Consider the following 25,397-nt stretch of genomic DNA (forward strand, 5'->3'; position numbering starts at 1 on the left):
CACCGCCCTCGGGGTGGCCGTCGAGCGCGGCGCCGTGGTGGTGCCGTACCCGGCAGGTCGACCGGACGCCGCCGCGGTGGCCGCCCAGACCGGCGCCGTGCTGGCCCCTGGATCGCGCGGGAGCACGACGCCGACGACACGGTCGTGGCGGTGGTCGCCGCCGGCGAGCGGTGGCCCGACGGGACGTTGCGGCCGGCCGTCGAGGACCTCTGGGGTGCCGGCGCGGTGCTCGCCGCGCTCGAGGACTTCGACTGGCCCGGCCTGTCGCCCGAGGCCGCCCTGGCCGCCGACGCCTACCGGCTCGTGCGGGAGCGGGAGTCGTCGCACCTGCACGCGTGCGCGAGCGGTCTCGAGCTGGTGGCGGCGGGCTGGGAGGCCGACGTCGACGTCGCCGCGCAGGTGGGGTCGAGCAGCGTCGTCCCCGTGCTCAGCGACCGTGGATTCGTCCCAGCGCCATAAAGTCGAAAAGGACTTGGACGTTATTTCTGACTTTCGTCCATAAAGCCTCCGCCCGGTGTCGCGACTTTCGCTGCGGGCGCGATAATCTGCGCCTATGGCAAAAAAGACCGTGGAAAAGTTCTACTCCGACCTGAGCGGTGACGAGATCGACACCCCGTCGCCCACCGTGGCCTTCACCTTCGACGGGGTCGGCTACGAGGTCGACCTCACCGAGGCCGAGCGGCAGACCTTCGCCGACGCCGTGGCGCCCTACGTCGCCGTCGGTCGCCGCGCCGGTCGCGCCTCCGGCCGCAGCAGCTCCTCGCGCCGTTCGTCGTCCTCGTCGTCCGCGTCGTCGGTCGACGCGAAGGCCGTGCGCGAGTGGGCGCAGGAGCAGGGACTCGACGTCCCCGCCCGCGGCCGCGTCCCCTCCTCGCTCATCGAGGCCTACCAGTCCGCGCACTGACCGTCGCCACGACCACGCGGCCGGGTCGGGCTCCTCGAGGAGCCCGACCCGGCCGCGTTCGCGTCGGGCGGCGTCGTCGGGCTCTCAGGCCGTCGGCCGATCGACGTGGCGCTGCGCCATGCTCGACAACGCACCACGGCCCCCCGCAACGAGCGCTGGGGGCCGTGGCACGTGGCGGAGGATCGGGGGCTCCGTCGGTCGCTGGCGCTCCCTCCTCCCCGAATCCGCTAGCCCGGATCAGAGGTCAAGAACCCCTCGGCGTGGCACGCGAACGGAAGAACCCCTCGACATCGAGATGCCGAGGGGTTCTTGACCTCTGCGGAGGATAGGGGACTCCGTCCCTCGCTGGCGCTCGCTCCTCCTCGAATCCGCAACCCTTGATGTCGATCGAAGCCCCTCGGCGCCATCGGGCATGACGAAGCCCCCGGGCTCTGGTGAGCCGAGGGGCTTCGTTCGACGCGGAGGATAGGGGATTCGAACCCCTGAGAGCTTTCACTCAACCCGCTTTCCAAGCGAGCGCACTAGGCCACTATGCGAATCCTCCGCGGACGAGCGTACCGGTCGCATCCCGCGTGGAACGCACCGGGTGCGCCCCCGTATGCTGGGCGCAGCCCCTCGCGTGGCGCTATCTCACCCAACTCCCCCAGGGCCGGAAGGCAGCAAGGGTCAGTGGGCTCTGGCGGGTGCGCGAGGGGTCCTTCACGTCCGCGACCGTCGTCGGCCGGCGCCTGGGTCATCCGTCGGACCGATGTCTCTGCGTTCACGTAGCGATGGCCAAGCGAACGCAGACAGATCCGTCGCCACGGCCCGCACCACGACGCCCCCGACCGCTGTGCGGCCGGGGGCGTCGGGAGTGGGTGCAGATCAGCCGATCGGGTCGACGACGCCGTGGTCGGTCACCGTCGACGCGAGGCGCGCCAGGTGCTCCGAGCCGTCGCCGAGGGTGTGGTCGATCGCGGTGAGCCGGCTCGTGTAGTGGCCCACCGAGTACTCGGCGGTCATGCCGATGCCGCCGTGCAGCTGGATCGCCTCCTGGCCGATGTGCCGGCCGGCGCGCGAGACCTGCAGCTTCGCGCGCGACGCCGCCTCGACGGCTCGCTCGGGCTCGTCCTGCAGCACCAGCGTCGCCCACGTGACCGTGCTGCGGACCAGCTCCGCCGACACGTACAGGTCGGCGGCCCGGAAGGTCAGCGCCTGGAACGTGTTCAGCGTGACGCCGAACTGCTTGCGCGTCTTGAGGTACTCGGTCGTGATGCGCAGGGCGACGTCGATCGCGCCGACCGCCTCGTGGCCGAGCGCGACCTGGCCGCGCGCGACCGCGAGGGCCACCGCGTCGGCCGCGTCGGCCGACGGGTCGCCGAGCGGCGTGGCCGCGGCACCGTCGAACGCCACGCGCGCCGCGCGACCACCGTCGTGCGTGCGGTAGCCGGTGCGCTCCACGCCGTCGGTCGACGGGTCGACGAGGAACACGCCGACGCCGGCGTCGGTGCGGGCCGTGACGACCAGCAGGTCGGCGCGGACGCCGTGCAGCACCGGCTCCTTGACGCCGGACAGCGTCCAGGCGTCACCGGACTGCGTCGCGACGACCGCGTCGGCGATGTCGTGGTGGGCGAAGGAGAGCACGAGCGCTCCCTCGGCGACGCGGCCGATCACGTCGGACCGCTGCTCGGGCGAGCCGAGGTCGGCGACCAGGCCCGCGGCCAGGATCGTCTCGAGGTACGGCTCGGGCGCGAGCACGCGTCCGATCTCCTCGGCGACGATCGAGACCTCCACCGGTCCGGCGCCGAAGCCACCGTCCTCCTCGGCGAACGGCAGGCCCAGCGCGCCGACCTCGGCCAGCTGGCGCCACACGTCCTCGGAGAAGCCCGGGTCGGTCTTGGTGATCTCGCGACGGGTCTCCGTCGAGTCGTAGCTCTTGCTCAGCAGGCCGCGGACGGCGTCGCGCAGCGCGGTCTGCTCGGAGTCGAGGGTGAAGTCCATGGCTGCCTCACAGTCCCAGGATGGTCTTGGCGATGATCTGACGCTGCACCTCGTTGGAGCCGCCGTAGATCGACGCCTTCCGGTAGTTGAGGTACTGCGGGGTGCTGACGCGGGCCCAGTCCGGCACGCCGGAGCCGTCGCTGGCGCCCGACGCGAGCGAGAGCGGCCCGGCCAGGTCGACGTACAGCTCGGTGACGGCCTGCTGCAGCTCCGTGCCGCGCAGCTTCAGCACCGACGAGGCCGGGTGCGGCTTCCCGTCGGCCGAGTGCGCGACGACGCGCAGCGCCGTCAGCTCGAGCGCGAGCAGCTCGTTCTCGAGACCGGCGACGCGCGTGGCGAGCACCGGGTCGCCGGCGATGCGGTCGCCGGCGAGCTCCTTGGCGGCGGCGAGCCAGCGCTTCGTCGACCCGACCGGCGCCACGCCGACGCGCTCGTTGCCGAGCAGGAACTTCGCGTAGTCCCAGCCGCGGTTCTCCTCGCCGACGAGGTTCTCGGCCGGGACGCGGACGTCCTCGAAGAAGACCTCGTTGACCTCGTGGCCGCCGTCGATGAGCTCGATGGGGCGCACCGTCAGACCCGGGGAGGTCATGTCGATCAGCAGGAAGGAGATGCCCTGCTGCCTCTTCGGCGCCTCGGGGTCGGTGCGCACGAGCGTGAAGATCCAGTCGCCGTACTGGCCGAGCGTGGTCCACGTCTTCTGGCCGTTGACGACGTACTCGTCGCCCTCGCGGCGGGCGACGGTGCGCAGCGACGCGAGGTCGGAGCCGGCGTCGGGCTCGGAGAAGCCCTGCGACCACCAGATGTCGAGGTTCGCGGTCGCCGGGAGGAAGCGCTCCTTGACCTCCTGCGAGCCGAACGCGGCGATGACCGGGCCGACCATGGAGGCGTTGAACGCGAGCGGCGCGGGCACGCTGGCGAGCTGCATCTCCTCGTGCCAGATGTGGCGCTGCAGCGGGGTCCAGTCCTTGCCGCCCCACTCGACGGGCCAGTTCGGCACGGCGAGCCCGGCAGCGTTCAGGATCTGCTGCGTCTCGACGATCTGGTCCTTCGTCAGCTCACGGCGGGCCGCGACGGTGTCGCGGATGGACTGCGGGACCTGGGTGGTGAAGAACGTGCGCATCTCCTCGCGGAACGCGGCGTCCTCCTCGGACAGGCGAAGCTTCATGGCAACTCTCCGGTCAGTAAGCGCTTGCTTAGTCAGCACGATACGCCCTGCCCCGTCAGCCTGCCAGGGCCCCACGACGTCGGCCCGGTGAACGGGTCGGGGTCAGCCGCGGCGACCGCGTCCGGTGCGGGCGCGGAGGGGTCCGACCAGACGGGGACCGGCCAGGCGACGCTCCAGTCGGCGGGCCTCGTGGCCGAGCGGCTGCGCGACGTACTGCCCGAGCAGCACGCCGGACGCGAGGGCGATGGCGATGCCCGCCGCCGTGATCATCGGCAGCAGCCCGCTGATGTCCTCGCCCGCGAGGAGCGAGAGCGCCCGGTAGATCGACAGACCGGGCAGCAGCGGGACGATGCAGGAGACCACCACCACGAGCGGCGGCACGCGGAAGTTGCGCGCCATGTAGTAGCCGAGGAAGCCGATCGTGAACGCCGCGACTCCCGCGGCGCCCGGCCGGCCGACGTCGGACTGCGTCACCAGCAGGAAGGCCCCGGACGTCAGCGCCGCCAGCAGGGCGATCGGCGTCACGATGCGCTTCGGGGAGTAGGCCGACACCGCGAACGCCCCGGCGGTGACGCCCGCGCCCAGCATCACACCCGGCAGCTGCCCCAGGCCGGAGGCGCCCGGGTCGATGCTCAGGTCGAGCCCGAGCCACCCGCCCACGTGCAGGCCCGCGGAGACACCGACGATGATGCCGACGGTCGCGATCATCACCTCCATGAGACGCGCGTTGGCCGTGATGGTGAACCCGGTCAGGGCGTCCTGGATCGCGCCGATGAAGCCCAGACCGGCCAGCAGCATGACGATCGCCGCCGTGACCACGACCGACGGGTCGACGGGGGCCGGCGACGCGGCGACGGCCACGGCGATGAGCGTGCCGACGAGTGCGCCGGCGACCTGGGAGTAGAAGAACGGCAGCCGCAGTCGCTCGATCCGGCGCTGCACGACCTCGATGACCGATCCCGCGACCGCGGCCACCGCGAGCACGATCCAGGTGCCGCCCAGCAGCAGCGCGATCCCGGCGCCGGTCACGCCCCAGCTGGCGGTGATCGCCCAGCGGGGGCGCGGGTGGCCGGTCGAGGCGATCCTCAGCACCGACGAGGCCGCCTCGTCACGGTCGATCTCGCCGGCGAGGAGTGCCCGGACCAGCAGGTCGACCGCCGTCAGGTCGGCGTAGTCGACCTCGCGGTGCGTCACGTGCCGCCGCATGACGATGGGCGTGTCGTCGACGCTCTCCTGGTGGCTGAGGGTCAGCGACGTGAACGTGACGTCGACGAGCGTGTGCCGCAGCCCGAGGTGGTGCGTCACCGACGCCATGGTGGCGGTCACGTCGGCCGCGCCGGCCCCGTTCGACAGCAGCAGCTCCCCGATCCTCAGGGCGAGGTCGAGCGTGCGCTGCACGTCCTTGGTGTCGCTCACGGGCACCATGGTGACGGGTGCGGCGCGGCGACGTCGTGGCGGCCACGGCGTCGGCTGCCGTACCCTTCGGCTCTCGGTACTCTCAGGGTCGAGGAGGTCACACCATGTCGGACATCGTGGACGACGGACTGGACGGGCGGCTCGCGGCGATCGCGCAGCAGCTCGCCGCCGAGGACACCCCGGAGAGCACCGCCGACCGGCTCACGACCCTGGCGCTGGAGCTCGTGCGCGGTGCCAGCGACGCGGGTGTCTCGCTCGTGCGGGGCCGGGGCCGCGTGGAGACCGTGGCGCCCACGAGCGACCTCGTCGCGTGGGCCGACGACCTGCAGCACGAGCTGTCCGAGGGTCCCTGCGTCGACGCCCTGCACGCCGACGAGGTCGACGTCCCCGACCTGGCCGCCGACCCGCGCTGGCCGTCGTGGCGCCCGGACGTGGTGGGCAAGGGCGTGCGCTCGATGTTCTGCGTGCAGCTGGCGCTGGCCGACCGCGAGCTCGGCGCCCTCAACCTCTACGCGACCGAGCCCGAGGCCTTCGACGAGGCCGACCGGATCGCCGCCCGCCACCTGGCGAGCCACGCCGCCATCGCCATCGCGTCGGCCCGCGAGCGCAGCACCCTGCAGGAGGCGCTCGCCACCCGCACCGTGATCGGGCAGGCCGAGGGCATCCTCATGGAGCGCTTCGGCGTCGACGCCGACCAGGCCTTCGGCGTGCTCGTGCGCTACTCCCAGCACCGCAACGAGAAGCTGGCGGTCGTCGCGAGCGAGGTCGTGCGCACGCGCACGCTGCCCGACGACGTCTGAGCGCTCACGGACGCGCGAGGTCACGTCGGCTCCGGGCCGTCCCGCTCGTCCGGGGCCTGCTCGGGGAGCTCCCCGTTCTCCACCAGGTGGCGTGCGACGTCGCGCAGCTTGAGGTTGAGGTGCTGCGAGTGCCGCACGAGGACGCCGAACGCGCGCTCCACCGACAGGTCGTAGCGCTCCACGAGCATCCCGATCCCGATGCCGATGAGACGGCGGACAGTCAAGGCACGGGGCAGGCCGTCGCGGTCGAGCGCGACCGCGAGGGCCGACGACGCCACCGTCGCGACCTCGCCGAACGCGGCGACCTCGGCGTCGGAGAACGCGTCGGTGCGGTCGGCGTGCACGGCCAGCACGCCGGGCGGTCGGTGCATCGTCTGCACGGGTGCGACCAGGACGGAGCACACCCCCAGCCCGACCAGCGTGGTCGACCAGGTCGGCCAGCGGGCGTCGAGGGACGTGTCGCGGACGACGACGATGTTCTCGGCGAGGTCGTCGGGGCCAGGGCCTCCGGCGATCCCCAGGGCGACCGACGCCAACGTCGTCGACGTGACGACCAGGTCGTCGACGTCGTGCGGCGTCGCCATGGCGAGGCCACCGTGCGGTGTCCCGGCGGCGGTCGCCGCGAGCGTCACGACGTGACGCGCCAGCTCGGGCGTCGTGGGGGGTCCGTCACGGAGCGGGTCCGGCGGAACGGGGGAGTGGGTCAGGGCGACCACCTCCAGGCGTGCGAGGTCGTCGGCTGCTGCTCAACCGAGGGACAGCGAACCACATGGGTGCGGTGCGTCCCTCGACCGGGTCACTCCTAGTCGATCAGACCCTCCGCGCGGGCCTCCTCCACCAGGCGGCGCACGTTCTCCGTCCGCCCGCAGTCGGCGTCGATCTGCTGGTTGCGCTCCGTCGCGAACGCCTCGCCGAGCCGGGCGAGGACCTCGGGGCCGAGCTCCTCGCGCGCCGGGTTGAGGATCGTCAGCTCCTCCTCGGTGAGGTGGTGGCTGATCAGGCGGGTCAGCTCCTCGACGGCGTCGTCGAACTTCTGGGTGTCGGTCGAGGCGCACTCGAGGACGGCCAGGAGCGCCTCGTTGCCCTCGGCGTGCTCGTGCTCGCCGTGGTCGGCCTCGTGGGCGTCCACGGCGCGCCGCTTCTTCAGCTGCGGGTACACGTGCCGCTCCTCCGCCTCGGCGTGCGCGACGTGCAGGGCCGCGAAGGCCTGGCGGACGGCATCACGGTCCGACGCGGTGCTGCGCAGCTGGCGCAGCAGGTCCTCGAAGCGACGGTGGTCGTCGAGGATCAGGTCGACGACGTCGCCCGAGACGGGCCGGCCCAGGTCGATGGTGGTGTCGATGCTCATGCGGCGAGCGTAGGCACGGGGGAGACCCTGCGCACGTCGGCGCATGGCCGGCGCCGCCCCGGGTACGGCGTGCACATGACCCGTCTCCTGGAGACCGCGCGCGACCGTCCCGGCGTCGTCGTGCTGAGCGTCGACGACGACCGGGACCGCCAGCAGCTGCTCGCCCTCGAGGACGCGCCCGACCGCGACGCCGTGCTCTGCCTGGTGCCGGCCGACGTGGACCCGCCGGCGGACACGCAGGCTGCGTGGCACCGGCTGGCCCGACGGCGGTTCGTGCTGGTCCTGCGACACGACGGCGTGTGGTGCCGTGCGCGACGTCAGGACGTGCCCGACGGCCTCGGCGCGGTGTCGACGGTGGCCCGGTGGGTCGCCCGCCGCACCGAGCCCGGTCTGCGGCTCATGCTGCTCGAGCCCGACGTCGGTGAGTCCGGCGCCGGCGGACCCGCACCCGACGTCCTCGGCCGGTCCGAGATGCATGGCTTCCGGATCCGGGGGAACGTCGAGGTCACGACCTTGACCGAAGGAGTCCGCATGACCCTCGCGCCCGATGCACCCCTGCCCGACCCCGACGTCGAGCCGGTCGAGCCGACCGACCCCGACGACGTGCCCGAGGTCCCCCTCGAGCCGACCCCCGCCCCCGACGAGACAGGTATCCGATGAGCGACGGCTTCCCCGCCCAGCAGCAGGACCCGCCCGGCAGCACCGCGGCGATGGACCCTCGACCCGACCACGGCGAGGAGTCCTACGTCGGCCACGGCAGGCTCGAGGGCAAGGTCGCGCTCGTGACCGGTGGTGACTCCGGCATCGGCCGCGCCGTCGCGATCGCCTACGCCCGCGAGGGCGCCGACGTCGCCTTCACGTACCAGCCCGAGGAGGCCGACGACGCCGCCGAGACCGCGCGGTGGGTCGAGGACGCCGGCCGTCGCGCGCTCGCCGTCGAGGTCGACCTGCGCGATCGTGCGGCGTGCGACGACGTCGTGGCCCGCACGGTCGACGAGCTGGGTGGCCTCGACGTGCTCGTGAACAACGCCGGCTACCAGATGGCGCGCGAGGAGGGCATCGAGGCGATCACCGACGAGAACCTCGACCGGGTCCTCAAGACCAACCTGTACGCCACCTTCTGGCTCACGCGGGCGGCCGTGCCGCACCTGCGCGAGCGTCGCGGGAGCGTCGTGAACAACACGTCGATCCAGGCGTACGAGCCCTCGACGTCGCTGCTGGACTACGCGTCGACGAAGGCCGCGCTCAACAACCTCACGGTCAACCTCGCCGCCGAGCTCGGCGGCGACGGCATCCGCGTGAACGCTGTGGCGCCCGGCCCGATCTGGACCCCGCTGCAGCCCGCCACCCAGCCTCCGGAGAAGCTCGAGCAGTTCGGCTCCGACACCCCGCTCGGTCGCGCCGGGCAGCCCGCCGAGGTCGCGCCGGCCTTCGTGTTCCTGGCCTCCGAGCGCGACGCGAGCTATGTCTCTGGCACCGTGCTCGGGGTGACCGGCGGCAAGCCGGTCTTCTGAGCCGCCACCCACCGAGGAGGACGCCATGCCCGCAGGCAAGGACGCACGCGACGAGCCGTCGCTGAAGAACCCCGAGATGTACGAGGCGCTGCGCGACGACGGCGCCTCGAAGGAGAAGGCGGCGCGGATCTCCAACGCCGCCGCGCGCGACGGCAAGAAGACCGTCGGGAAGCGCGGCGGGGAGTCCGGGTCGTACGAGGACTGGACGGTCGAGGAGCTGAAGGACCGGGCCAAGGAGCTCGGCGTCGAGGGCTACTCCGACCTGCGCAAGGACGACCTCATCGAGAAGCTCCGGAACCACTGACGGCCGACCTCCCCGCACCTACCGCCCGGAAAGGGGCATGGGCTGGGAGGATGGCGTCATGAGCGACGCCGCCCCGGACCCGTCCGCGCCCGAGCCGGCGCAGCCGGGCATCGGCGACCTCACGGCCGGAGCGCTGGTGTTCGGCTCGTCCGCGGCGGTGCTCGTGGTCGAGATCGTGGCGCTGCGGCTCCTCGCTCCCTACCTGGGGCTGACACTGGAGACGTCGACGACCGTCATCGGTCTGGCCCTCGCGGCGATCGCGGCAGGCTCGTGGGCCGGCGGCCGCGCCGCCGACCGCATCGACCCCCGCAGCGCCGTCGCCCCGCTCCTCGGCGTGTCGGGCGTCGTGGTGGCGCTGACGCCGTTCGCCGTCCGCGCGGCTGCCGAGCCGGGCTCGTCGGCGCTGCTGTTCCTGGTCGCGGCCGCGACGATCGTCGTGCCCGGCGCGCTGCTGTCGGCGGTCACGCCGATGGTCACGAAGCTGCTCCTGCACGACCTCGGCGAGACCGGGACCGTCGTGGGCCGACTCTCGGGCATCGGCACCGTCGGTGCCATCGTCGGCACCGTCCTCACCGGGTTCGTGCTCATCTCCCACGTGCGCGTGAGCGCCATCCTCGTCGGCCTCGGCGTGCTCCTCGGCGTCGCCGCCGCGGCGTTCGAGCTGCGTCGACGCGGCCCGGCGGTCGGGCTGCTCGCCGTCGGCGGCGCCCTGCTGGCCGGGGGGACCGCGGGGCTCGTGCCGAGCGGCTGCGAGGTCGAGACCACCTACCACTGCGCGACCGTCGAGGCCGCCGGCAGCAGCACCGGCGGCCGGCTCCTCGTGCTCGACGGCCTGCGGCACTCCTTCGTCGACCTCGACGACCCCACGTACCTCGAGTTCTCCTACACGCGTGCCTACGCGGCGGCGATCGACGCGATGTTCCCGGGCGACGGTCCGCTGAGGGCCCACCACCTGGGCGCCGGCGGCGTGACGATGCCGCGCTGGCTCGCCGCCACCCGGCCGGGCAGCACGAGCGTCGTCTCCGAGATCGACGGCGGCGTGGTCCAGCTCGACCGCGAGGACCTCGGGCTGCGCACCAGCCGGGCCCTGCAGGTGCGTGTGGAGGACGGTCGGCTCGGCATGCGCGACGTCGACGCGGGCAGCCTCGACCTCGTCGTCGGCGACGCGTTCGGCGGAGTCAGCGTGCCGTGGCACCTGACGACCCTCGAGATGCTCGACGAGGTGCACCGTGCCCTGGACGGCGACGGCGTGTACGTGCTCAACCTCATCGACCACGGCCGGCTGCGGCTCGCCCGGGCCGAGGCGCGCACGCTGCAGGAGCGGTGGCCGCACGTCGCCGTGCTCGGCGCGCCGGCCCCCGCCTCCGCCGGCCCCGCCTCGACGAGCAGCCCAGCCTCGGCGGACGAGGTCGAGGGCGGCAACCTCGTGATGGTCGCGTCGGAGCGTCCGCTCGACGTCGACGCCTTGCGCGCCCAGCTCGACCGGCGTCAGGTGGGCTGGACGGTCCTCGCAGGCTCGACGCTCGACCGCTGGGTCGGTGACGCGCCGGTGCTGACCGACGACTACGCGCCGGTCGACCAGCTGCTCACGACGCGCGCGGGCGCCTGACCCGCCGCCCACGCCGTCGGGTGCGGGACCAGGCGCCGACGATCGCCGCGCGCAGCGCCCCGGGGCGGAACGCGTCGCCGCGTCGGACGGGGTCCTGTGGTCGATGGGATCGACGGTGGTCGCTCATGGGGGCCTCCTGAGGTCTCGTCCGACACGTACCCGGTGGCGCCTGCGGCATGCGGACGACCCCGGGCTGTCGGCTCAACCCGGGGACGTCCTGGTGCCAGGCTGTACCCGGCGGGCCGGTCCCGCAGGCCGAAAGGAGCCGTCGTGGCCCTCAGGCGGCGGCTTCGCCCACCTCGCGCCGCAGCCGCGCCAGCAGGTTCGACAGCCGTCTCGACACCTGCATCTGGCTGATGCCGAGCCGGGTCGCGATCTCGCGCTGCGGCAGCTCGTCGACGAACCGCCAGGCGAGCAGACGTCGGTCGTCCTCGCTCAGGTTGTCCCGGAGCGAGCGGACGGTCAGCCAGGCCTCGACGCGGGCGTAGCCGGCGTCGTCGAGCGCACCCGCGCCCAGCTCGTCGTCGATCCGGTCGCTGGTGAAGCAGCTGCTCGCCGCCATCGCCTCACGGACGTCGGCGAGCGGCACGCCGAGGCGGGCGGCGAGGGTCTCGGGCGCGACAGGTCCCGCGCTCGTCTCCCCGGCGATCTGCGCCTGCAGCTCCTGCAGCCGCCGGGGCGGACGCACGCTCCAGGCGAAGTCGCGGAAGTAGCGCTTGATCTCGCCGCGGATCGTGCTCGCGGCGAACGGCGCGAACGCGCCGACGCCGGCGTCGAAGCGTTCGGCGGCCTTCACGAGGGCGAGGCGAGCGACCTGGAGCAGGTCGTCGTCCTCCACGCCGCGGCCGCGGTAGCCGCGGGCCAGTCGTGCGGCGAGGTCGAGGTGCTCGGTGACGAGCGGGTTGCAGTCAGCCATGTCGGTCCCCCCAAGGACGGGTGACGAAGTGGCTGCTGCTGAACCGCCCCCACTGTCACCCCCTGGCGAGCGCGCCGCAACTCGGCGCGGTTCGTCCGGCAGGCGCCGGGGTACGCCGTGGGTCGTGGACACCGCAGCACCGACCCCCGACCAGCCCGCCCCCGCGGCGACGGAACCGAGCACCAGGAGCGTGTCCTTCGGACCGCTGCAGATCCAGGTCGACGGGACCGTCCTCGAGCCGCGGCCGTGGACGTACGCCCAGTCGACGTGGGCCGCCGAGCTCCTCGAGAGCCTGCCGCCCGGCGACGTGCTCGAGCTGTGCGCCGGCGCGGGCCAGATCGGCCTGGGCGCCGTGCACGGCACCGGGCGGCGGCTCGTCATGGTCGACGCGGAGCCGCGGGCCTGTGCGCTCGCCCGGCTCAACGCCGCTCAGGTCGAGGAGGACGTCGAGGTCCGGGAGGGCCGCTTCGACGCCGTGCTCGACCCCGCTGAGCGGTTCGCGCTCGTCGTGGCGGACCCTCCGTGGGTGCCGAGCCAGCGCGTCGCGGAGTTCCCGGAGGACCCGGTGTGGGCGATCGACGGCGGCATCGACGGCCTCGAGGTCGCCCGACGTTGCGTGCGGACGGCATCGCGGCACCTGGCGGCGGACGGCCGCGTGCTGCTGCAGCTGGGCAGCGTCGAGCAGGTGGAGGTGCTCGACCACACGTGCGAGACGTCCGGGCTGGAGGTCCTGGCCGTCCGGGAGGCCGGCGAGGGTGGTTCGCGCGGGGTCCTGGCGCTGCTGGGACCGGAGGCCTGGACGGGTCCGCGTCCGCACGAGGGTTGACGTACGGCCGTTCCCGTGGTGCCGTGGAAGGGAGGTTGAGCCAGCAGCCGCACTCGTACGACGAGAGGCAGCACCATGGATACGACCGACCCTGACGCCCGGACCTGCGAGACGCTCGACGAGGCGGCCCACGCCTCGCCGTTGGAGCGGCTGAGGCTCCAGAACGGCGTCGTCACCGAGTACACCCCGATGGCCCGACGCCTGGCACGGCGCTACCGCGACCGCGGCGTGGAGGCCGACGACCTCGAGCAGGTGGCCCGGCTCGGGCTGGTCAAGGCGGTGCGCCGCTTCGACCCCACCCGACGGTCGTTCGCGGCCTACGCCGTGCCCACCGTCCTGGGCGAGCTGCGGCGCCACTTCCGCGACAAGGCGTGGGCCGTCCGTCCGACGCGCTCCACGCAGGAGCTGCAGAGCGCCGTCAACGCGGCCCGCGACGCCCTGCGCACGGAGCAGCAGCACACGCCGACCGACGACGAGGTGGCGGAGCGCCTGCACGTCAGCCGCGCCGAGGTCCGTGAGGCCGACGCCGCGCACGACGCGTTCGCGCCGCAGTCGCTCGACCGTCCGTCGGCCGTTGACGGCCTGCCGGGGCACGAGCACGTGGGCGCCGAGGACCCTCACCTCGACGCCGTCGAGCGACTGCAGAGCGTCGTCCCGGCGGTCAGGTCGCTCACCGAGGACGACCGTCGGCTGCTGGAGCTGCGGTTCGTCGACGACCTGACGCAGCGCGAGATCGGCGAGCGGCTCGGCATCAGCCAGATGCAGGTGTCGCGGCGGCTCTCGCGGGCGATCGACCAGGTCCGCGACCGCATGGGCGACCTCGACGGCTGAGACGCATGGCGCGTCCCGGTCGGGGAACGCCCTGCGCATGAGCACATCGCAGCACGACCCCGACCGGGACGAGACCCAGGACGACACCGACACCGACACCTCCACCGACGACCGTCGACTGGACGAGAAGCCCTTCGGCGACGACGCGCAGGATCGCCAGGGCGACGACGCCGCCAGCGGCGGGTCCTGACGCGTGACGGTGCCGGGCCCGGGTACGTGGAGGTCATGAGCACCTTCGGCAGCACGCCCCACTCCGGCCCCGGCACCCACGGGAACGCGCCGGTCGACCCCGCGACGTCCCCCGAGACCGAGCCCGACACCGACGAGCCGCCCACCGAGCCGTCGCTGGACGCGTCGGAGCTGGAGGACGACGACGACGAGGACGAGGACGACGACTGAGCGCCGGCCCGAGGGCGGGCATCGGGGCCGTCCGTGGGCCCGGTCGAGGTGTGGACCTGCCGGTTCGCCGGTAGAACCGGATCATGAGCACCTTCGGCGGCACCCCGCAGTCCGGTCCCGGCGCGAGCGAGACGCGTCAGGTCGACCCCCGCACCTACCCCGGCACCGAGCCCGAGGCCGACGCCACGCAGGCGGAGCCGTCCCTCGACGCGTCCGAGCTGGACGACGAGGAGCAGGGCGGCCGCGACGAGGAGTCGTCGGAGTCCTGACGCGGGGTCCCCTGCGGCCCAGGTCGGACGGCGCCCAGGGCGGACGGCGTCAGTGCACGAGCGCCCGCGCGGCAGCCCGGTGGTGCGCCTCGGCGAGCCGGCGGTCCTGCTCGGCGGCCTGCTCGGCCAGCATCTCCAGCTCCTCGCGGTCGAGCGCCGCGTGCACGTCGACCACCGCGAGCAGCGCCTGCCATCCCGCGCGCTTGCCGTTGACGGCCACGCGCATCGCCTCCAGCTCGACGAGATCGGTGAGCGGGGTGCGCTCCGTCCACGACCCGTTCGGCTTGAGCCGGGCGGCGCGCTCGCCCGCGCGCGCCGCGAGCGTCATCAGGGAGGCCTCGCCGACGCCCAGGTCGTCGGCCATGCGGCGCAGGCGCCGACGCTCGTCGAGCAGCTCCTCCTGGATGTCGCGGACGAGGGTGGCCGCGTCGGGGTCGAGCAGCCCGGCCGCGCTGCGACCGAACAGGTCGATGCCGGCGGCCGACCCTGCCAGGTGCGTGTGGACGTGGTGGGCGATCGGGGATCCTCCAGGTACGAGCATGCCCCCCTCGTACCCCGTCGTCCCCGCTCGACGCACCGTCCGGCAGTGCGCTGCGTCGCGTCCGCCCGGGGCGTCGGACTCCGGTCGTCGGGTACGTCCCGCGTGACCCATCCCGACCCGAGGAGGACCCGTGAGAGCAGTGACGTGGCAGGGACGCCGTGACGTGCAGGTGATGGACGTGCCGGACCCCCGCATCGAGGACCCGACCGACGTGGTGCTGAAGGTGAGCAGCACGGGGCTCTGCGGCTCCGACCTGCACCTCTACGAGGTGATGGGTCCGTTCATGCACGCGGGTGACGTGCTCGGCCACGAGACGATGGGCGAGGTCGTCGAGGTCGGGTCAGGGGTCTCGCGGCTCTCGGTCGGCGACCGGGTCGTCGTCCCGTTCCAGATCTCGTGCGGCGACTGTTTCATGTGCCGTCGTGGCCTGCAGACGCAGTGCGAGACGACGCAGGTCCGCTCCTCCGGCATGGGCGCGGCCCTGTTCGGCTACAGCGAGCTGTACGGCAGCGTCCCGGGCGGGCAGGCGGAGTACCTGCGCGTCCCGCACGCCGAGTACGGCGCGATCACGGTGGGTCCCGACCTGCCCGACGAGCGCTACGTCTACCTCTCCGACGTCATGCCGACGGCGTGGCAGGCGGTGCGCTACGCCGACGTCCACGAGGGCGACACGCTCGTCGTCGTGGGCCTCGGGCCGATCGGCGACATGGCCTCGCGGCTCGCGCTGCACCACGGCGTCCGCGTGATCGGTGTCGACCTCGTGCCCGAGCGTCTCGAGCGCGCCCGTGCCCGCGGGGTGGAGGTGCTGCACGTGGAGCAGGACGACGTCGCGGCCGCGGTGCTCGAGGCGACGTCAGGACGCGGTGCGGACGGCGTCGTCGACGCGGTGGGCATGGAGGCGCACGGCTCGCCCGGCCCGTCGGCGCTGCAGAAGGCGGCCGGGCTGCTGCCCGACGGTCTCGCGAAGCAGGTCATGACGTCGGCGAGCGTCGACCGGCTCGCGGCGCTGCACCTCGCCACCCAGCTCGTGCGACGGGGCGGGACGGTCTCGCTCTCCGGCGTGTACGCCGGCACGCACGACCCGATGCCGATGCAGCAGCTGTTCGACCGGCAGGTGACCCTGCGCATGGGACAGGCGAACGTGAAGCGCTGGGTCGACGACCTGCTCCCGCTGGCCGAGCGCTCGGACGACCCGCTCGGGCTCGAGGGCTTCGCGACGCACCGTCCGTCGCTCGAGGACGCCCCTGAGGCCTACAGCGCCTTCCAGAAGAAGCAGGACGGCACCGTCAAGGTCGTCTTCAAGCCCTGACCCCACCCCACCTTCTGGACACGTCCGGGGGTTGCGGGGCGTCGGAGCGCCCCGCAACCGTCCAGGAGTGTCAGACGAGGCGCTTGTGGGTGCCGTCGCACCACGGCAGGCGGGTCGACGCCTCGCAGCGGCAGAGGGCCACGACGGGACGGCGCGCCAGGCTCGCGACGCCCTCGGGGTCCACCACGACGTCGACCCCACGCACCAGCGCCGGGCCCTGGGCCGCCGCCCGACGGAGCGCCTCGCGCCGAGCCTCCTTGCGCGACGGCCCGTCCGCGCTCATGCCGGCACCGCCGTCGGCACGAGGCGCTCGGCGCACCGGTCCTCCAGGTCCACGCACACGAACGCCCCGAAGAGCACCTCGCGCTCCAGCGCGGGGTCGCCCTCGGTCGCGAGGTCGCAGATCCGACGGGCCAGGTGCTCGTGCACCGCGTCCGCCTCGACGTGCTCGTCGTAGTACCGCCACACCGGCTCCGCGAACCCGAGCCTCTGCAGCCCGCGCACCATGTCGGCGCTGGGCAGCGCGCTGGTCGCCTCGAAGGCCGCCAGGTGGCCGAGCGCGGCGTGGACGAGACGACGGTTGAGGCACAGCAGCGAGATCGCGTTGTTGAGCGTGAGCGTCTCCTCGTCGGCGTCGTCCACGTACGCGCCGTAGCCGGGGTCGAGCCCGGCCGCCTCGAGGGCCTGGGCGAACAGGTGCTGGTGGACCAGGTCCGGTTCACCGTCGCCGAGCTCGTCGTACTGGAGCTCGGTCAGGGCGGCCTTCGCGGCGGGACGCAGCCGCGGCAGCAGGAAGCACTGCGGGTCCGCCTCCTTGAGGTGGTACACGCTGCGCTGCACCAGGATCCGCTCCACGTCCTCGACGGTGGCCCGCTCCCGCACGAACCGGGCGACGCCGGGCGCCTGCGTGTCGGCCGAGACGAGCTCCTCGACGGTGCCCGGGACGGTCGCCTCCGCGAACCGTCGCCGCAGCCACGCCTCGAGGTCGCGCGACAGCCGGTTCCGCACCCGCAGGACGTCGGGCGACCACTCCAGGTCGGGATCGACACCGTCGAACCCGCGGTAGGCCAGCTCGTGCAGCGTCCACAGCGCGAGCGCGTGGTCGCGCGACGTCGGGTCGGGCGCGTCGGGCAGCTCGGGCAGGGGCGTGCCGGACTCCAGGTGGTCGTGCACGGCCCGGCTCACCGGACCGCACGGCGTGGGGATCCTCATGCACCGCACGTACCCCGGGTACGGGTCGGCGACACGTCCGCGCGGCCGAGGCGGTTCGGACCACCGGGAACGGGTACGACTCCAGTGGGTGACGCGGTCCCGGTGCCCGCCTCGCGCAGTGCGGGTGCCGGGCCGCGCCGCCCCGAGCGCCACCACCGTCGCGCGAGCCGTGGCCGGACGGACCGGTGGCCGTCGGCCCGCGGGACGCGGCCGCGTGTCCTAGGCTCTCCTCGGCGAGATGCCGGGGGAGCACGAGGAGGCACGATGACCGACTGGCGGCCCGACGTCCTGGGCGACGGCTACGAGCAGCTCACGTACGCGCTGGGCGACGACCCGGACGGGCAGGGCGAGGTCTTCGCCACGCTCGTGCGACGCACCTGGACCGAGGCGGAGCCCGCGCGCCGAGCCGTCCTGTACGTGCACGGCTTCAGCGACTACTTCTTCCAGACCGCGATGGCCGACTTCTTCGCCGAGCGCGGCTTCGCCTTCTACGCACTCGACCTGCGCAAGTGCGGCCGGTCGCGGCGCGAGGGCCAGACGGCCCACCACGTGACCGACCTCGCGCACTACGACGTCGAGCTCGACCGCGCCCTCGCCACGGTGCGCGCGGAGGTGCCGGACGGCCCCGTGCTGTTGTCGGCGCACTCCACCGGCGGCCTGGTGCTCCCGCTGTGGTTGGACCGCCTGAACCGGCGTCCGGGGGGCTCGAAGGGCGCGGGCATCAGCGGTCTCGTGCTGAACAGCCCGTGGTTCGACCTGCAGGGCAAGCCCTGGATGCGCGAGGTCGGCACGGTCGTGATCCGCGGGATCGGCCGGGTCAAGCCGTTCGACGTCATGAAGCTGCCGTTCACCGACGCGTACGGCAGCAGCCTGCACGTCGGCGCCCACGGGGAGTGGGACTACGACGTCGCGCTGAAGCCGCTCAACGGGTTCGAGGTCACCTTCGGCTGGCTCGGCGCCGTGCGGGCCGGCCAGGCGCGTCTGCACCGCGGGCTCGACGTCGGCGTCCCGTCGCTCGTGCTGCGCTCGGACAAGAGCCGCTTCGCGCGGTCGTGGTCGGAGGAGGTCGACCGCGCCGACGCCGTGCTCGACGTCAAGCAGATCGCCCGCTGGGCCGGCTGCCTCGGCGACGCGGTCACGTCGCTGCCGGTCCCGGACGCCCGGCACGACGTGTTCCTGTCGTTGAAGGAGCCGCGCGAGGCCGCCTACGAGGCGGTCGACACCTGGTTGCGCACGAGCTCGCTGATCTGACCGGCGCGCCCCGGCGCGGTGGGGTACACCTGGACCGTGACCGCCATGCCCATGTTCCCGCTCGGGACCGTCCTGCTCCCGGGAGGCCTGCTGCCCCTGCGGCTGTTCGAGCCGCGCTACCTGGCGCTGCTCGCCGACGTCCTCGCCGACGACGAGCCCGAGATCGGGTTCGTGCTGATCGAGCGCGGGGTCGAGACGGGCGGCGGGGACTCCCGGTTCTCGACCGCGACGGTGGGCCGCGTGGTGCAGGTCGAGCCGCGCCAGCAGGAGATGGGCCTGGTGGCCGTGGGCGGACGGCGGGTCGAGGTCGAGGGCTGGCTGCCCGAGGACCCGTACCCGCGGGCCAAGGTGCGTGAGCTGCCGCCGCTGGAGCTCGACGTCGACCTGGTCGCGGTCGCCGAGGTGCACGAGCGCGCCACGACCGCGGCGGTGCGGCTCGGCGCGATGCCGCCCGAGCCGCCGCCGCACGACCTCGAGGCGGCCTGCTGGCACCTTGCGGACGGCTGCCCGATGGGCCCCTACGACCGGCTCGGCCTGCTGCGGGCGACGTCGGCGAGCGCCCTGCTGGCAGCGGTCGACGACGCCTACGAGCAGGCCGTCGCGCTGCACGAGGCCTTCGGCTCCGGCGGCTGACCGCACGCCGTGACCCGTGTCGGGCGGCGCGGCTAGGCTCGGGGCCGTGGATGCCCCTCTCGCCCTCTACCGCCGGTACCGTCCCGAGACGTTCGCCGAGGTGATCGGGCAGGAGCACGTCACCGACCCGCTCCGCCACGCGCTGGCCGCCAACCGGGTCAACCACGCGTACCTGTTCTCCGGCCCGCGTGGCTGCGGCAAGACCACCAGCGCCCGCATCCTGGCGCGCGCCCTGAACTGCGAGCAGGCGCCGGTCTCCGACCCGTGCGGGGAGTGCCAGAGCTGCCGCGACCTCGCGCGCGGCGGCCCGGGCAGCGTCGACGTCATCGAGATCGACGCCGCGAGCCACGGTGGCGTCGACGACGCCCGCGACCTGCGCGAGCGCGCGTTCTTCGCGCCGATCAGCAGCCGGTACAAGGTCTACATCATCGACGAGGCGCACATGGTGAGCCCGCAGGGCTTCAACGCGCTGCTCAAGCTCGTCGAGGAGCCGCCGCCGCACCTGAAGTTCATCTTCGCCACCACCGAGCCCGACAAGGTGATCGGCACCATCCGGTCCCGTACGCACCACTACCCGTTCCGGCTGGTCCCGCCGAAGGCGCTCGGCGACTACCTGAACCAGCTGTGCGAGGCCGAGGGCGTGCGCCTCGAGCCGGCCGCGCTCCCGCTCGTGGTCCGCGCTGGTGCCGGCTCGGTGCGCGACACCCTCAGCGTCCTCGACCAGCTGCTGGGCGGGGCCGGGCCGGAGGGCGTCACCTACGACCTCGCCGTGCAGCTGCTGGGGTACACCCCCGACTCGCTGCTCGACGAGGCCGTCGGGGCGTTCGGTGCGTCCGACGGCGCCACGGTGTTCGGCGTCGTCGACAAGATCATCGAGTCAGGGCAGGACCCGCGGCGCTTCGCCGAGGACCTGCTGCAGCGGCTGCGCGACCTCGTCGTGCTGCGGGCCGTGCCCGACGCGCTCGTCACCGGTCTGCTCGACGTGCCGGGCGACCGGGCCGAGCGGCTGCAGGGGCAGGCCACGTCGTTCGGCCCGGCCGACCTGACGCGTATGGCCGACATCGTCAACGCGGCGCTCACCGAGTTCCGCGGTGCGACCGCGCCGCGTCTGCTGCTCGAGCTCATGTGCGCGCGCATCCTGGTGCCGGCCTCCGACGCGTCGGGCGTGGTCGCCCGGGTCGACCGGCTCGAGAAGCGGCTCTCCATGGGTGGCGTACCGGCCGACCAGGTGCCGGTCGACACCCGTCCCGCGCCGGCGCCCAGCGTCGCGGCAGCGCCCCCCGCGCCCCAGTCGTCGGCGCCTCAGGCTTCTGCGGCCCAGCCGTCCAGCCCGCGCGAGGCGGCCCTGCGGCAGGCCGGCGCAGCGGCGTCGGCACCTGTCGCGGAGCCCGACGACGTCCCCGAGCCGCCGGACCTGCCGCCGTGGGACGTCGAGGAGCAGGTCGGGCGGTCTGCGCCTCCCGAGGACGCCGCGCCGACCCTGTCGGCGCCCGAGCCTCCGACGCAGCCCCAGCCCCAGCAGCCGCAGCCCCACCAGCCGCCGTCCCCGCAGCCCCAGACGCAGCAGCCTCGGCACCGTCCTGAGCCCCCGGCCCAGCAGTCGGCCCCGGCGGCGCCTGCGGCGGGGGGCATGGGGGTGGCCGACGTGCGCCGGCTCTGGCCCGAGGTGCTCGAGGTCATCAAGGGGCTGCGCCGCTTCACCTGGATCATGCTGAGCCAGAACGCGCAGGTGCAGGCGCTCGACGGCCAGACGTTGACGATCGCGCTGGTCAACGCTGGTGCGCGCGACTCGTTCGTCGCGAGCGGGTCGGCCGAGTACGTGCAGCAGGCGCTGCAGCAGGTCATCGGCGTGCAGTGGCGGATCGAGGCGATCGTCGACCCGTCGGTCGACCCGCGCGCGGCCAGCACGCCGCAGCCCTCGGCGCCCGCGGCCCAGCAGGCCGCCCCGGCGCCGTCGGGGCAGGGTCGTGGCGTGGGCGCACCCGAGGCGGTCCGGCAGGCCATGCGCGAGCCCGGCTCGGTGGCACCGCCGGAGGATCCCGACCTCGCGGCGCACCCCGACGACCCGGTCGTCGACCAGGGCGCCGACCCCGAGCAGCTCCTCTCGCGGGAGCTGGGTGCGCGGGTGATCGATGAGATCGACCACGGCTGATCCCGGCGGGGGTGCCGGGCCCCGGGCGGCGGACGGCGCAGCCGGGGGTGCCGGTGCGGCCGTGACGGTGCACCGGCGGCGCCTCGGGCTCGAAGAGGGTCCGCTGGAGGTGCTGCGACGCTTCCGCGGCCGCGACCGTCCGGTGGCGCTGGTCGGTGCGTGGCACCAGGGCGACGCGCTGGTGGCCTGCGACCCCGTGCGGGTGCTCGACCCCGAGGTCGACGACCCGTTCGACCTGTCGCTGCCCGAGGTCGCGCTCGGGGCGTCGTCCGACGGGGCGGCCGGCTTCGGGGGTGGCTGGATCGGGCTGTGGGGGTACCGCCTCGGCGGGCGGCTGGAGCGGGTGCCACCGGCTCGTGCCCGCCCCGTCGAGCAGCCCGACGCGCGGCTGGCGTTCTACGCGTGGGTGCTGCGACGCAGCCGCGGCACGTGGTGGCTGGAGTGGCTGGGCGACGTCGACGTCGCGCCGGTGCTGGCGGCGCTCGAGGGTCCCGCGCCGGGGCCCGTCGCGCACGACGTCGGCCCGCTGCGGCTGGTGGCGTCGCCCGAGGAGCACGTGGCGGCGGTCGCGCGGGCCGTCGAGCACGTGCACGCGGGCGACCTCTTCCAGGTGAACCTCTGCGCGCGTCTGGAGGGCGACGTGCAGGGTCACCCGGTCGACGTCTTCTGTGCAGGGGCACAGCTCCTCCGCCCGGCCTACGGCGCGTTCGTGGGTGGCCCGGCCGGCAGCGGCGAGGGCGTCGCGTCGTTCTCGCCGGAGCTCTTCCTGCGCCGCACGGGCCATGAGGTGCTGACGTCGCCGATCAAGGGCACCGCGCCGCGCGGCGTCGGGCCGCAGGACGACGCCGCGGCGGCCGAGACGCTCGCGGCCTCGGCGAAGGACCGTGCCGAGAACGTCATGATCGTCGACCTGATGCGCAACGACCTCGGCCGGGTGTGCGCGCCGGGCAGCGTGCGGGTGCCCGCCCTCGTCCGGCCGGAGCGGCACGCCGTGTGGCAGCTGGTCTCCGACGTCGTGGGCCGCCTCGCGCCCGACGTCGACGACGCCGACCTGTGGCGGGCCACGTTCCCCCCGGGGTCGGTCACGGGTGCGCCGAAGGTGCGCGCGATGGAGGTGGCGGCGGAGCTCGAGGCGACCGGGCGGGAGGCGTACACGGGCGCGATCGGCCACGTGAGCCCGCTCGCCGGTCTCGAGGCGAACGTCGTCATCCGCACCCTGGAGATGGCGCGGGGGCGGGCGTGGCTCGGCGTGGGAGGCGGCATCGTGGCCGACTCCGACCCGCAGGCCGAGCTGGCCGAGGTGTTCGTGAAGGCGCGTCCGGTGGTCGAGGCCGTCGGTGGCACCCTCGTCGACGACGTCCCGCGTCCCGCGCCCGCGGTCTCGGCGCCGCACCGGTCGGCGGGCGACTGGTCCGCCGACGTGGGTCGCGGCGTGTTCACCACCCTGCTCGTGGACGACGGGCGGGCCGTCGACGTCGCGTCGCACCTGGCCCGTCTCGACGCCAGCGTCCGCGCCGTCTACGGCAGCAGCGTCCGGGAGGGGCTCGACGACGCGGTGGCGCGGCGGGCGGCGAGCCTTCCGCCCGGCCGGCACCGTCTGCGGGTCGAGGCGGTGCCGCTCGAGCCGCCGGGCGACGCCGACGACCACGCCGTGCCGGTGCGGGTCCGGCTCGTCGACGCCCCGCTGGCGCCCGCACCCGCGTCGTGGCGGCTCGTGCCGCGCGAGGTCCCGGGGGGATGGGGCAGCCACAAGTGGGTCGACCGTGGCCCGCTCGAGCCTCCGGCCGGGGCCGACGAGCTGCTGCTGGTCGACGTCGACGGCTCGGTGCTGGAGGGTGGCCGCACCTCGGTGTTCTGCGTGCTCGACGACGGCGTGCACACCCCGCCGCTCGACGGCCGGGTGCTGCCCGGCACCCAGCGCGCCCGGGTGGTCGACGCCCTCCTGCGCGCCGGGGTGCCGTTGCGCCAGCGTCGGCTCACGCGCTCCGACCTCGTGGCGGCGTCGGAGGTCTTCGTCACGAACGCCCTGCGCGGGGTCGTGCCGGTGCACGAGGTCGAGGGGGTCGGCACCTGGTCCGCCCCCGGCCCCCTCACCACCCTCCTCTCCACCTCGCTCGCCTCCCCCCACCCCCCTGACCGTGACGTCTCCGGGCCCGAACCCGGGTTCTCGCCCCGCGAACGTCACGGTCAGCGGGGGAGGGGGCGGGCGGCGCGGGTGCTGTTCGTCGACAACTACGACTCGTTCGTGTTCAACCTCGTGCAGTACGTGCGCGAGCTCGGCGCCGATGCCGACGTCGTCCGCAACGACGAGGTCGGTGTCGAGCAGCTCCTCGCCGCGCGGTCGGCGGGGGACCTGACCCACGTGGTGCTGTCGCCGGGGCCCGGCGCACCTTCGGACGCGGGTATCAGCGTCGACGTCGTCCGCCGGCTCGGCCCCACGACGCCGCTGCTCGGCGTGTGCCTCGGGCACCAGGCGATCGCCGAGGCCTACGGGGCGCGCGTGGTCCGCGCACCCCAGGTGGTGCACGGCAAGCCGTCGTTGGTCCACCACGACGGGCTCGGCCTGCACGCCGGGCTGCCCACGCCCCTCGTCGTGGCCCGGTACCACTCGCTGGTGGCCGAGGAGGCCAGCCTGCCGACGGACCTCGTCGTCACGAGCCGCACCGCGTCGGGCGTGGTGATGGGGCTGCGGCACGCGACCCACCCGGTCGAGGGCGTGCAGTGGCACCCCGAGTCGATCCTGACCAGCCACGGGCACGACCTGCTCGCCACCTTTCTCGACGCCTGAGGTCGGCGTCGGCCGCGATCGCCTCCGCGTGGCAGCATCGGAGCCATGGACCTGACCCTCACCGACGAGCAGGCCGGATTCCGCGCCCTGGCCCGCGACTTCCTCGATCGGGAGGTCGTGCCGCACCGGGCCGCGTGGGACCGCGCGGAGTCCGTCGACCTCGCGATCATCCCGAGGCTCGGCGAGATCGGGTTCTTCGGCCTGACCATCCCCGAGGAGTACGGCGGCGTCGGCGGCGACTACCTCACCTACGTCCTCGCGGCGGAGGAGTTGGGCCGCGCCGACTCCGCGATCCGCGGCATCGTCTCGGTCTCCTCCGGGCTGTTCGGCACGTCCGTCCTGCGGCACGGTACCGAGGGGCAGAAGCAGCGCTGGCTGCCCGACATCGCGGCCGGCCGGATCCTCGGCTGCTTCGGGCTCACCGAGCCCGGCCACGGCTCCGACGCCGGCAACCTGCGCACCCGCGCCCGCCGCGACGGTGACGACTGGGTGATCGACGGCTCCAAGGTGTTCATCACCAACGGCACCTGGGCCGACGTCGCCCTCGTCTTCGCCCGCACCAGCGACGACGGCCCGCGCGGCGTCTCGGCGTTCCTCGTGCCGACCGACACGCCCGGCTTCGAGGCGACGGAGATCAAGGGCAAGCTCGGCCTGCGCGGCCAGGCCACCGCGGCGCTGTCGTTCGACGGCGTCCGCGTGCCCGCCGACGCGCTGCTCGGCGAGGTGGGCCAGGGCTTCAAGATCGCGATGCAGACGCTCGACAAGGGCCGGGTGACGATCGCGGCGAGCTGCGTCGGCATCGTCCAGGGCTGCCTCGAGGAGACCGTCGCGTACACCGGCCAGCGGGAGCAGTTCGGCCAGCCGATCGCGTCGTACCAGCTCGTGCAGGAGATGATCGCCGACATGAGCGTCGACGCCGACGCGGCGCGGCTGCTCACCTGGCGGGCCGCCGATCTCATGCAGCGCGGCGAGCCGTTCGGGACGGCGGCGTCGAAGGCCAAGCTGTTCGCGTCGGAGGCGGCGGTTCGGGCGGCGAACCTCGCCGTGCAGGCGTTCGGCGGGTACGGCTTCATCGACGAGTACCCGGTGCAGAAGTACCTGCGCGACGCCCGGGTGATGACGCTCTACGAGGGCACCAGCCAGGTGCAGAAGCTCTTGATCGGGCGGGCCGAGACGGGGATCAACGCGTTCGTCTGACGCGGTCGCGACCGCGCGCCGGACGCCGTCGTC

At 73.9% G+C, this 25,397-nt stretch carries 27 protein-coding genes, 1 tRNA gene and 1 other RNA gene; 19 read left to right on the plus strand and 10 right to left on the minus strand.

What is annotated here, in order from left to right; genetic code table 11:
• Positions 1-144: 144 nt before the first annotated feature.
• Positions 145-459: a 2-phosphosulfolactate phosphatase gene (locus A6Q81_RS02945; protein ID WP_286689478.1), complete on the plus strand. Its 315-nt coding sequence runs from the start codon at positions 145-147 to the stop codon at positions 457-459.
• A 94-nt stretch (positions 460-553) separates the two neighbouring features.
• Positions 554-904: a histone-like nucleoid-structuring protein Lsr2 gene (locus A6Q81_RS02950; protein WP_286689479.1), complete on the plus strand. Its 351-nt coding sequence runs from the start codon at positions 554-556 to the stop codon at positions 902-904.
• Between the two features lie 459 nt (positions 905-1,363).
• On the opposite strand, the gene A6Q81_RS02955 is transcribed toward A6Q81_RS02950, so the two are convergent.
• Positions 1,364-1,448 (minus strand) — tRNA-Ser (locus A6Q81_RS02955).
• Positions 1,449-1,510: 62 nt separating this feature from the next.
• Between A6Q81_RS02955 and ffs the strand changes: the two genes are divergently transcribed.
• An RNA gene (gene ffs, locus A6Q81_RS02960) (signal recognition particle sRNA small type) lies at positions 1,511-1,607 on the plus strand.
• A gap of 161 nt (positions 1,608-1,768) precedes the next feature.
• Here ffs and A6Q81_RS02965 read toward each other — a convergent pair.
• The 3 genes from A6Q81_RS02965 to A6Q81_RS02975 form a co-directional block, all read right to left on the minus strand.
• The gene (locus tag A6Q81_RS02965; RefSeq protein ID WP_286689480.1) at positions 1,769-2,884 is read right to left on the minus strand and encodes an acyl-CoA dehydrogenase family protein; all 1,116 of its coding nucleotides are present in this window, start codon (positions 2,882-2,884) and stop codon (positions 1,769-1,771) included.
• Between the two features lie 7 nt (positions 2,885-2,891).
• Complete coding sequence (locus A6Q81_RS02970; protein ID WP_286689481.1) at positions 2,892-4,049, minus strand: acyl-CoA dehydrogenase family protein; 1,158 nt, start codon at positions 4,047-4,049, stop codon at positions 2,892-2,894.
• A 102-nt stretch (positions 4,050-4,151) separates the two neighbouring features.
• Positions 4,152-5,474 carry a threonine/serine exporter family protein gene (locus tag A6Q81_RS02975; protein ID WP_286689482.1) on the minus strand — a complete coding sequence of 441 codons (1,323 nt, stop codon included), beginning with the start codon at positions 5,472-5,474 and terminating at the stop codon, positions 4,152-4,154.
• 95 nt (positions 5,475-5,569) lie between these two features.
• Between A6Q81_RS02975 and A6Q81_RS02980 the strand changes: the two genes are divergently transcribed.
• Positions 5,570-6,265, plus strand: coding sequence for a GAF and ANTAR domain-containing protein (locus tag A6Q81_RS02980; protein ID WP_286689483.1), 696 nt, complete (start codon positions 5,570-5,572; stop codon positions 6,263-6,265).
• A 20-nt stretch (positions 6,266-6,285) separates the two neighbouring features.
• Here the strand turns inward: A6Q81_RS02980 and A6Q81_RS02985 are convergent, their stop codons facing one another.
• Both A6Q81_RS02985 and A6Q81_RS02990 read right to left on the minus strand, forming a co-directional pair.
• Positions 6,286-6,981: a GAF and ANTAR domain-containing protein gene (locus tag A6Q81_RS02985; RefSeq protein WP_353681405.1), complete on the minus strand. Its 696-nt coding sequence runs from the start codon at positions 6,979-6,981 to the stop codon at positions 6,286-6,288.
• A gap of 86 nt (positions 6,982-7,067) precedes the next feature.
• Positions 7,068-7,613, minus strand: coding sequence for a hemerythrin domain-containing protein (locus tag A6Q81_RS02990; protein WP_286689485.1), 546 nt, complete (start codon positions 7,611-7,613; stop codon positions 7,068-7,070).
• 75 nt (positions 7,614-7,688) lie between these two features.
• On the opposite strand from A6Q81_RS02990, the gene A6Q81_RS02995 reads away from it, so the two are divergent.
• Genes A6Q81_RS02995 through A6Q81_RS03010 form a run of 4 tightly spaced genes read left to right on the plus strand, consistent with a single transcriptional unit; the run spans position 7,689 to position 11,040 of the window.
• Positions 7,689-8,273: a hypothetical protein gene (locus tag A6Q81_RS02995; RefSeq protein ID WP_286689486.1), complete on the plus strand. Its 585-nt coding sequence runs from the start codon at positions 7,689-7,691 to the stop codon at positions 8,271-8,273.
• Positions 8,270-9,127, plus strand: a complete 858-nt coding sequence (locus tag A6Q81_RS03000; protein ID WP_286689487.1) for a glucose 1-dehydrogenase — start codon at positions 8,270-8,272, stop codon at positions 9,125-9,127. Before A6Q81_RS02995 ends, A6Q81_RS03000 begins: the two co-directional genes overlap by 4 nt.
• Positions 9,128-9,152: 25 nt before the next feature.
• Positions 9,153-9,431: a DUF7218 family protein gene (locus A6Q81_RS03005; RefSeq protein WP_286689488.1), complete on the plus strand. Its 279-nt coding sequence runs from the start codon at positions 9,153-9,155 to the stop codon at positions 9,429-9,431.
• Between the two features lie 58 nt (positions 9,432-9,489).
• The gene (locus A6Q81_RS03010; protein ID WP_286689489.1) at positions 9,490-11,040 is read left to right on the plus strand and encodes a fused MFS/spermidine synthase; all 1,551 of its coding nucleotides are present in this window, start codon (positions 9,490-9,492) and stop codon (positions 11,038-11,040) included.
• 277 nt (positions 11,041-11,317) lie between these two features.
• Here A6Q81_RS03010 and A6Q81_RS03015 read toward each other — a convergent pair whose 3' ends face one another.
• The gene (locus tag A6Q81_RS03015; RefSeq protein WP_286689490.1) at positions 11,318-11,956 is read right to left on the minus strand and encodes a sigma-70 family RNA polymerase sigma factor; all 639 of its coding nucleotides are present in this window, start codon (positions 11,954-11,956) and stop codon (positions 11,318-11,320) included.
• A 190-nt stretch (positions 11,957-12,146) separates the two neighbouring features.
• Here A6Q81_RS03015 and A6Q81_RS03020 point away from each other — a divergent pair, with 190 nt between their 5' ends.
• From A6Q81_RS03020 to A6Q81_RS03040, 5 genes are all read left to right on the plus strand, one after another.
• The gene (locus A6Q81_RS03020) at positions 12,147-12,782 is read left to right on the plus strand and encodes a methyltransferase (RefSeq protein WP_286689491.1); all 636 of its coding nucleotides are present in this window, start codon (positions 12,147-12,149) and stop codon (positions 12,780-12,782) included.
• Positions 12,783-12,857: 75 nt separating this feature from the next.
• Positions 12,858-13,613 carry a sigma-70 family RNA polymerase sigma factor gene (locus A6Q81_RS03025; RefSeq protein ID WP_286689492.1) on the plus strand — a complete coding sequence of 252 codons (756 nt, stop codon included), beginning with the start codon at positions 12,858-12,860 and terminating at the stop codon, positions 13,611-13,613.
• A 37-nt stretch (positions 13,614-13,650) separates the two neighbouring features.
• Entirely contained in the window at positions 13,651-13,803 is a 153-nt protein-coding gene (locus A6Q81_RS03030) for a hypothetical protein (RefSeq protein WP_286689493.1), read from the plus strand.
• A 35-nt stretch (positions 13,804-13,838) separates the two neighbouring features.
• Complete coding sequence (locus A6Q81_RS03035; RefSeq protein ID WP_286689494.1) at positions 13,839-14,012, plus strand: hypothetical protein; 174 nt, start codon at positions 13,839-13,841, stop codon at positions 14,010-14,012.
• A gap of 83 nt (positions 14,013-14,095) precedes the next feature.
• Positions 14,096-14,281 carry a hypothetical protein gene (locus A6Q81_RS03040; protein WP_286689495.1) on the plus strand — a complete coding sequence of 62 codons (186 nt, stop codon included), beginning with the start codon at positions 14,096-14,098 and terminating at the stop codon, positions 14,279-14,281.
• A gap of 49 nt (positions 14,282-14,330) precedes the next feature.
• On the opposite strand, the gene A6Q81_RS03045 is transcribed toward A6Q81_RS03040, so the two are convergent.
• Complete coding sequence (locus A6Q81_RS03045; protein WP_286689496.1) at positions 14,331-14,822, minus strand: hypothetical protein; 492 nt, start codon at positions 14,820-14,822, stop codon at positions 14,331-14,333.
• A gap of 130 nt (positions 14,823-14,952) precedes the next feature.
• Between A6Q81_RS03045 and A6Q81_RS03050 the strand changes: the two genes are divergently transcribed.
• A complete protein-coding gene (locus A6Q81_RS03050) occupies positions 14,953-16,131 on the plus strand; it encodes an alcohol dehydrogenase catalytic domain-containing protein (protein ID WP_286689497.1) in 1,179 nt (392 codons plus the stop codon).
• Between the two features lie 70 nt (positions 16,132-16,201).
• On the opposite strand, the gene A6Q81_RS03055 is transcribed toward A6Q81_RS03050, so the two are convergent.
• Positions 16,202-16,414: a CDGSH iron-sulfur domain-containing protein gene (locus A6Q81_RS03055; protein ID WP_286689498.1), complete on the minus strand. Its 213-nt coding sequence runs from the start codon at positions 16,412-16,414 to the stop codon at positions 16,202-16,204.
• The gene (locus A6Q81_RS03060) at positions 16,411-17,343 is read right to left on the minus strand and encodes an iron-containing redox enzyme family protein (RefSeq protein ID WP_286689499.1); all 933 of its coding nucleotides are present in this window, start codon (positions 17,341-17,343) and stop codon (positions 16,411-16,413) included. Before A6Q81_RS03060 ends, A6Q81_RS03055 begins: the two co-directional genes overlap by 4 nt.
• 264 nt (positions 17,344-17,607) lie before the next feature.
• On the opposite strand from A6Q81_RS03060, the gene A6Q81_RS03065 reads away from it, so the two are divergent.
• The 5 genes from A6Q81_RS03065 to A6Q81_RS03085 are packed head-to-tail and all read left to right on the plus strand — an operon-like array spanning position 17,608 to position 25,364.
• Positions 17,608-18,594, plus strand: coding sequence for an alpha/beta hydrolase (locus tag A6Q81_RS03065; RefSeq protein ID WP_067853718.1), 987 nt, complete (start codon positions 17,608-17,610; stop codon positions 18,592-18,594).
• Between the two features lie 45 nt (positions 18,595-18,639).
• Entirely contained in the window at positions 18,640-19,227 is a 588-nt protein-coding gene (locus A6Q81_RS03070) for an LON peptidase substrate-binding domain-containing protein (RefSeq protein ID WP_236749855.1), read from the plus strand.
• A gap of 46 nt (positions 19,228-19,273) precedes the next feature.
• Positions 19,274-21,379 carry a DNA polymerase III subunit gamma and tau gene (locus tag A6Q81_RS03075; RefSeq protein WP_286689500.1) on the plus strand — a complete coding sequence of 702 codons (2,106 nt, stop codon included), beginning with the start codon at positions 19,274-19,276 and terminating at the stop codon, positions 21,377-21,379.
• The gene (locus tag A6Q81_RS03080; protein WP_286689501.1) at positions 21,360-24,167 is read left to right on the plus strand and encodes a chorismate-binding protein; all 2,808 of its coding nucleotides are present in this window, start codon (positions 21,360-21,362) and stop codon (positions 24,165-24,167) included. Before A6Q81_RS03075 ends, A6Q81_RS03080 begins: the two co-directional genes overlap by 20 nt.
• Positions 24,168-24,212: 45 nt before the next feature.
• Positions 24,213-25,364, plus strand: a complete 1,152-nt coding sequence (locus A6Q81_RS03085; protein WP_286689502.1) for an acyl-CoA dehydrogenase family protein — start codon at positions 24,213-24,215, stop codon at positions 25,362-25,364.
• Positions 25,365-25,397: the final 33 nt, after the last annotated feature.

This window comes from Aeromicrobium sp. REDSEA-S38_B2 (assembly GCF_001628525.1).
Lineage (GTDB): Bacteria > Actinomycetota > Actinomycetes > Propionibacteriales > Nocardioidaceae > Aeromicrobium > Aeromicrobium erythreum.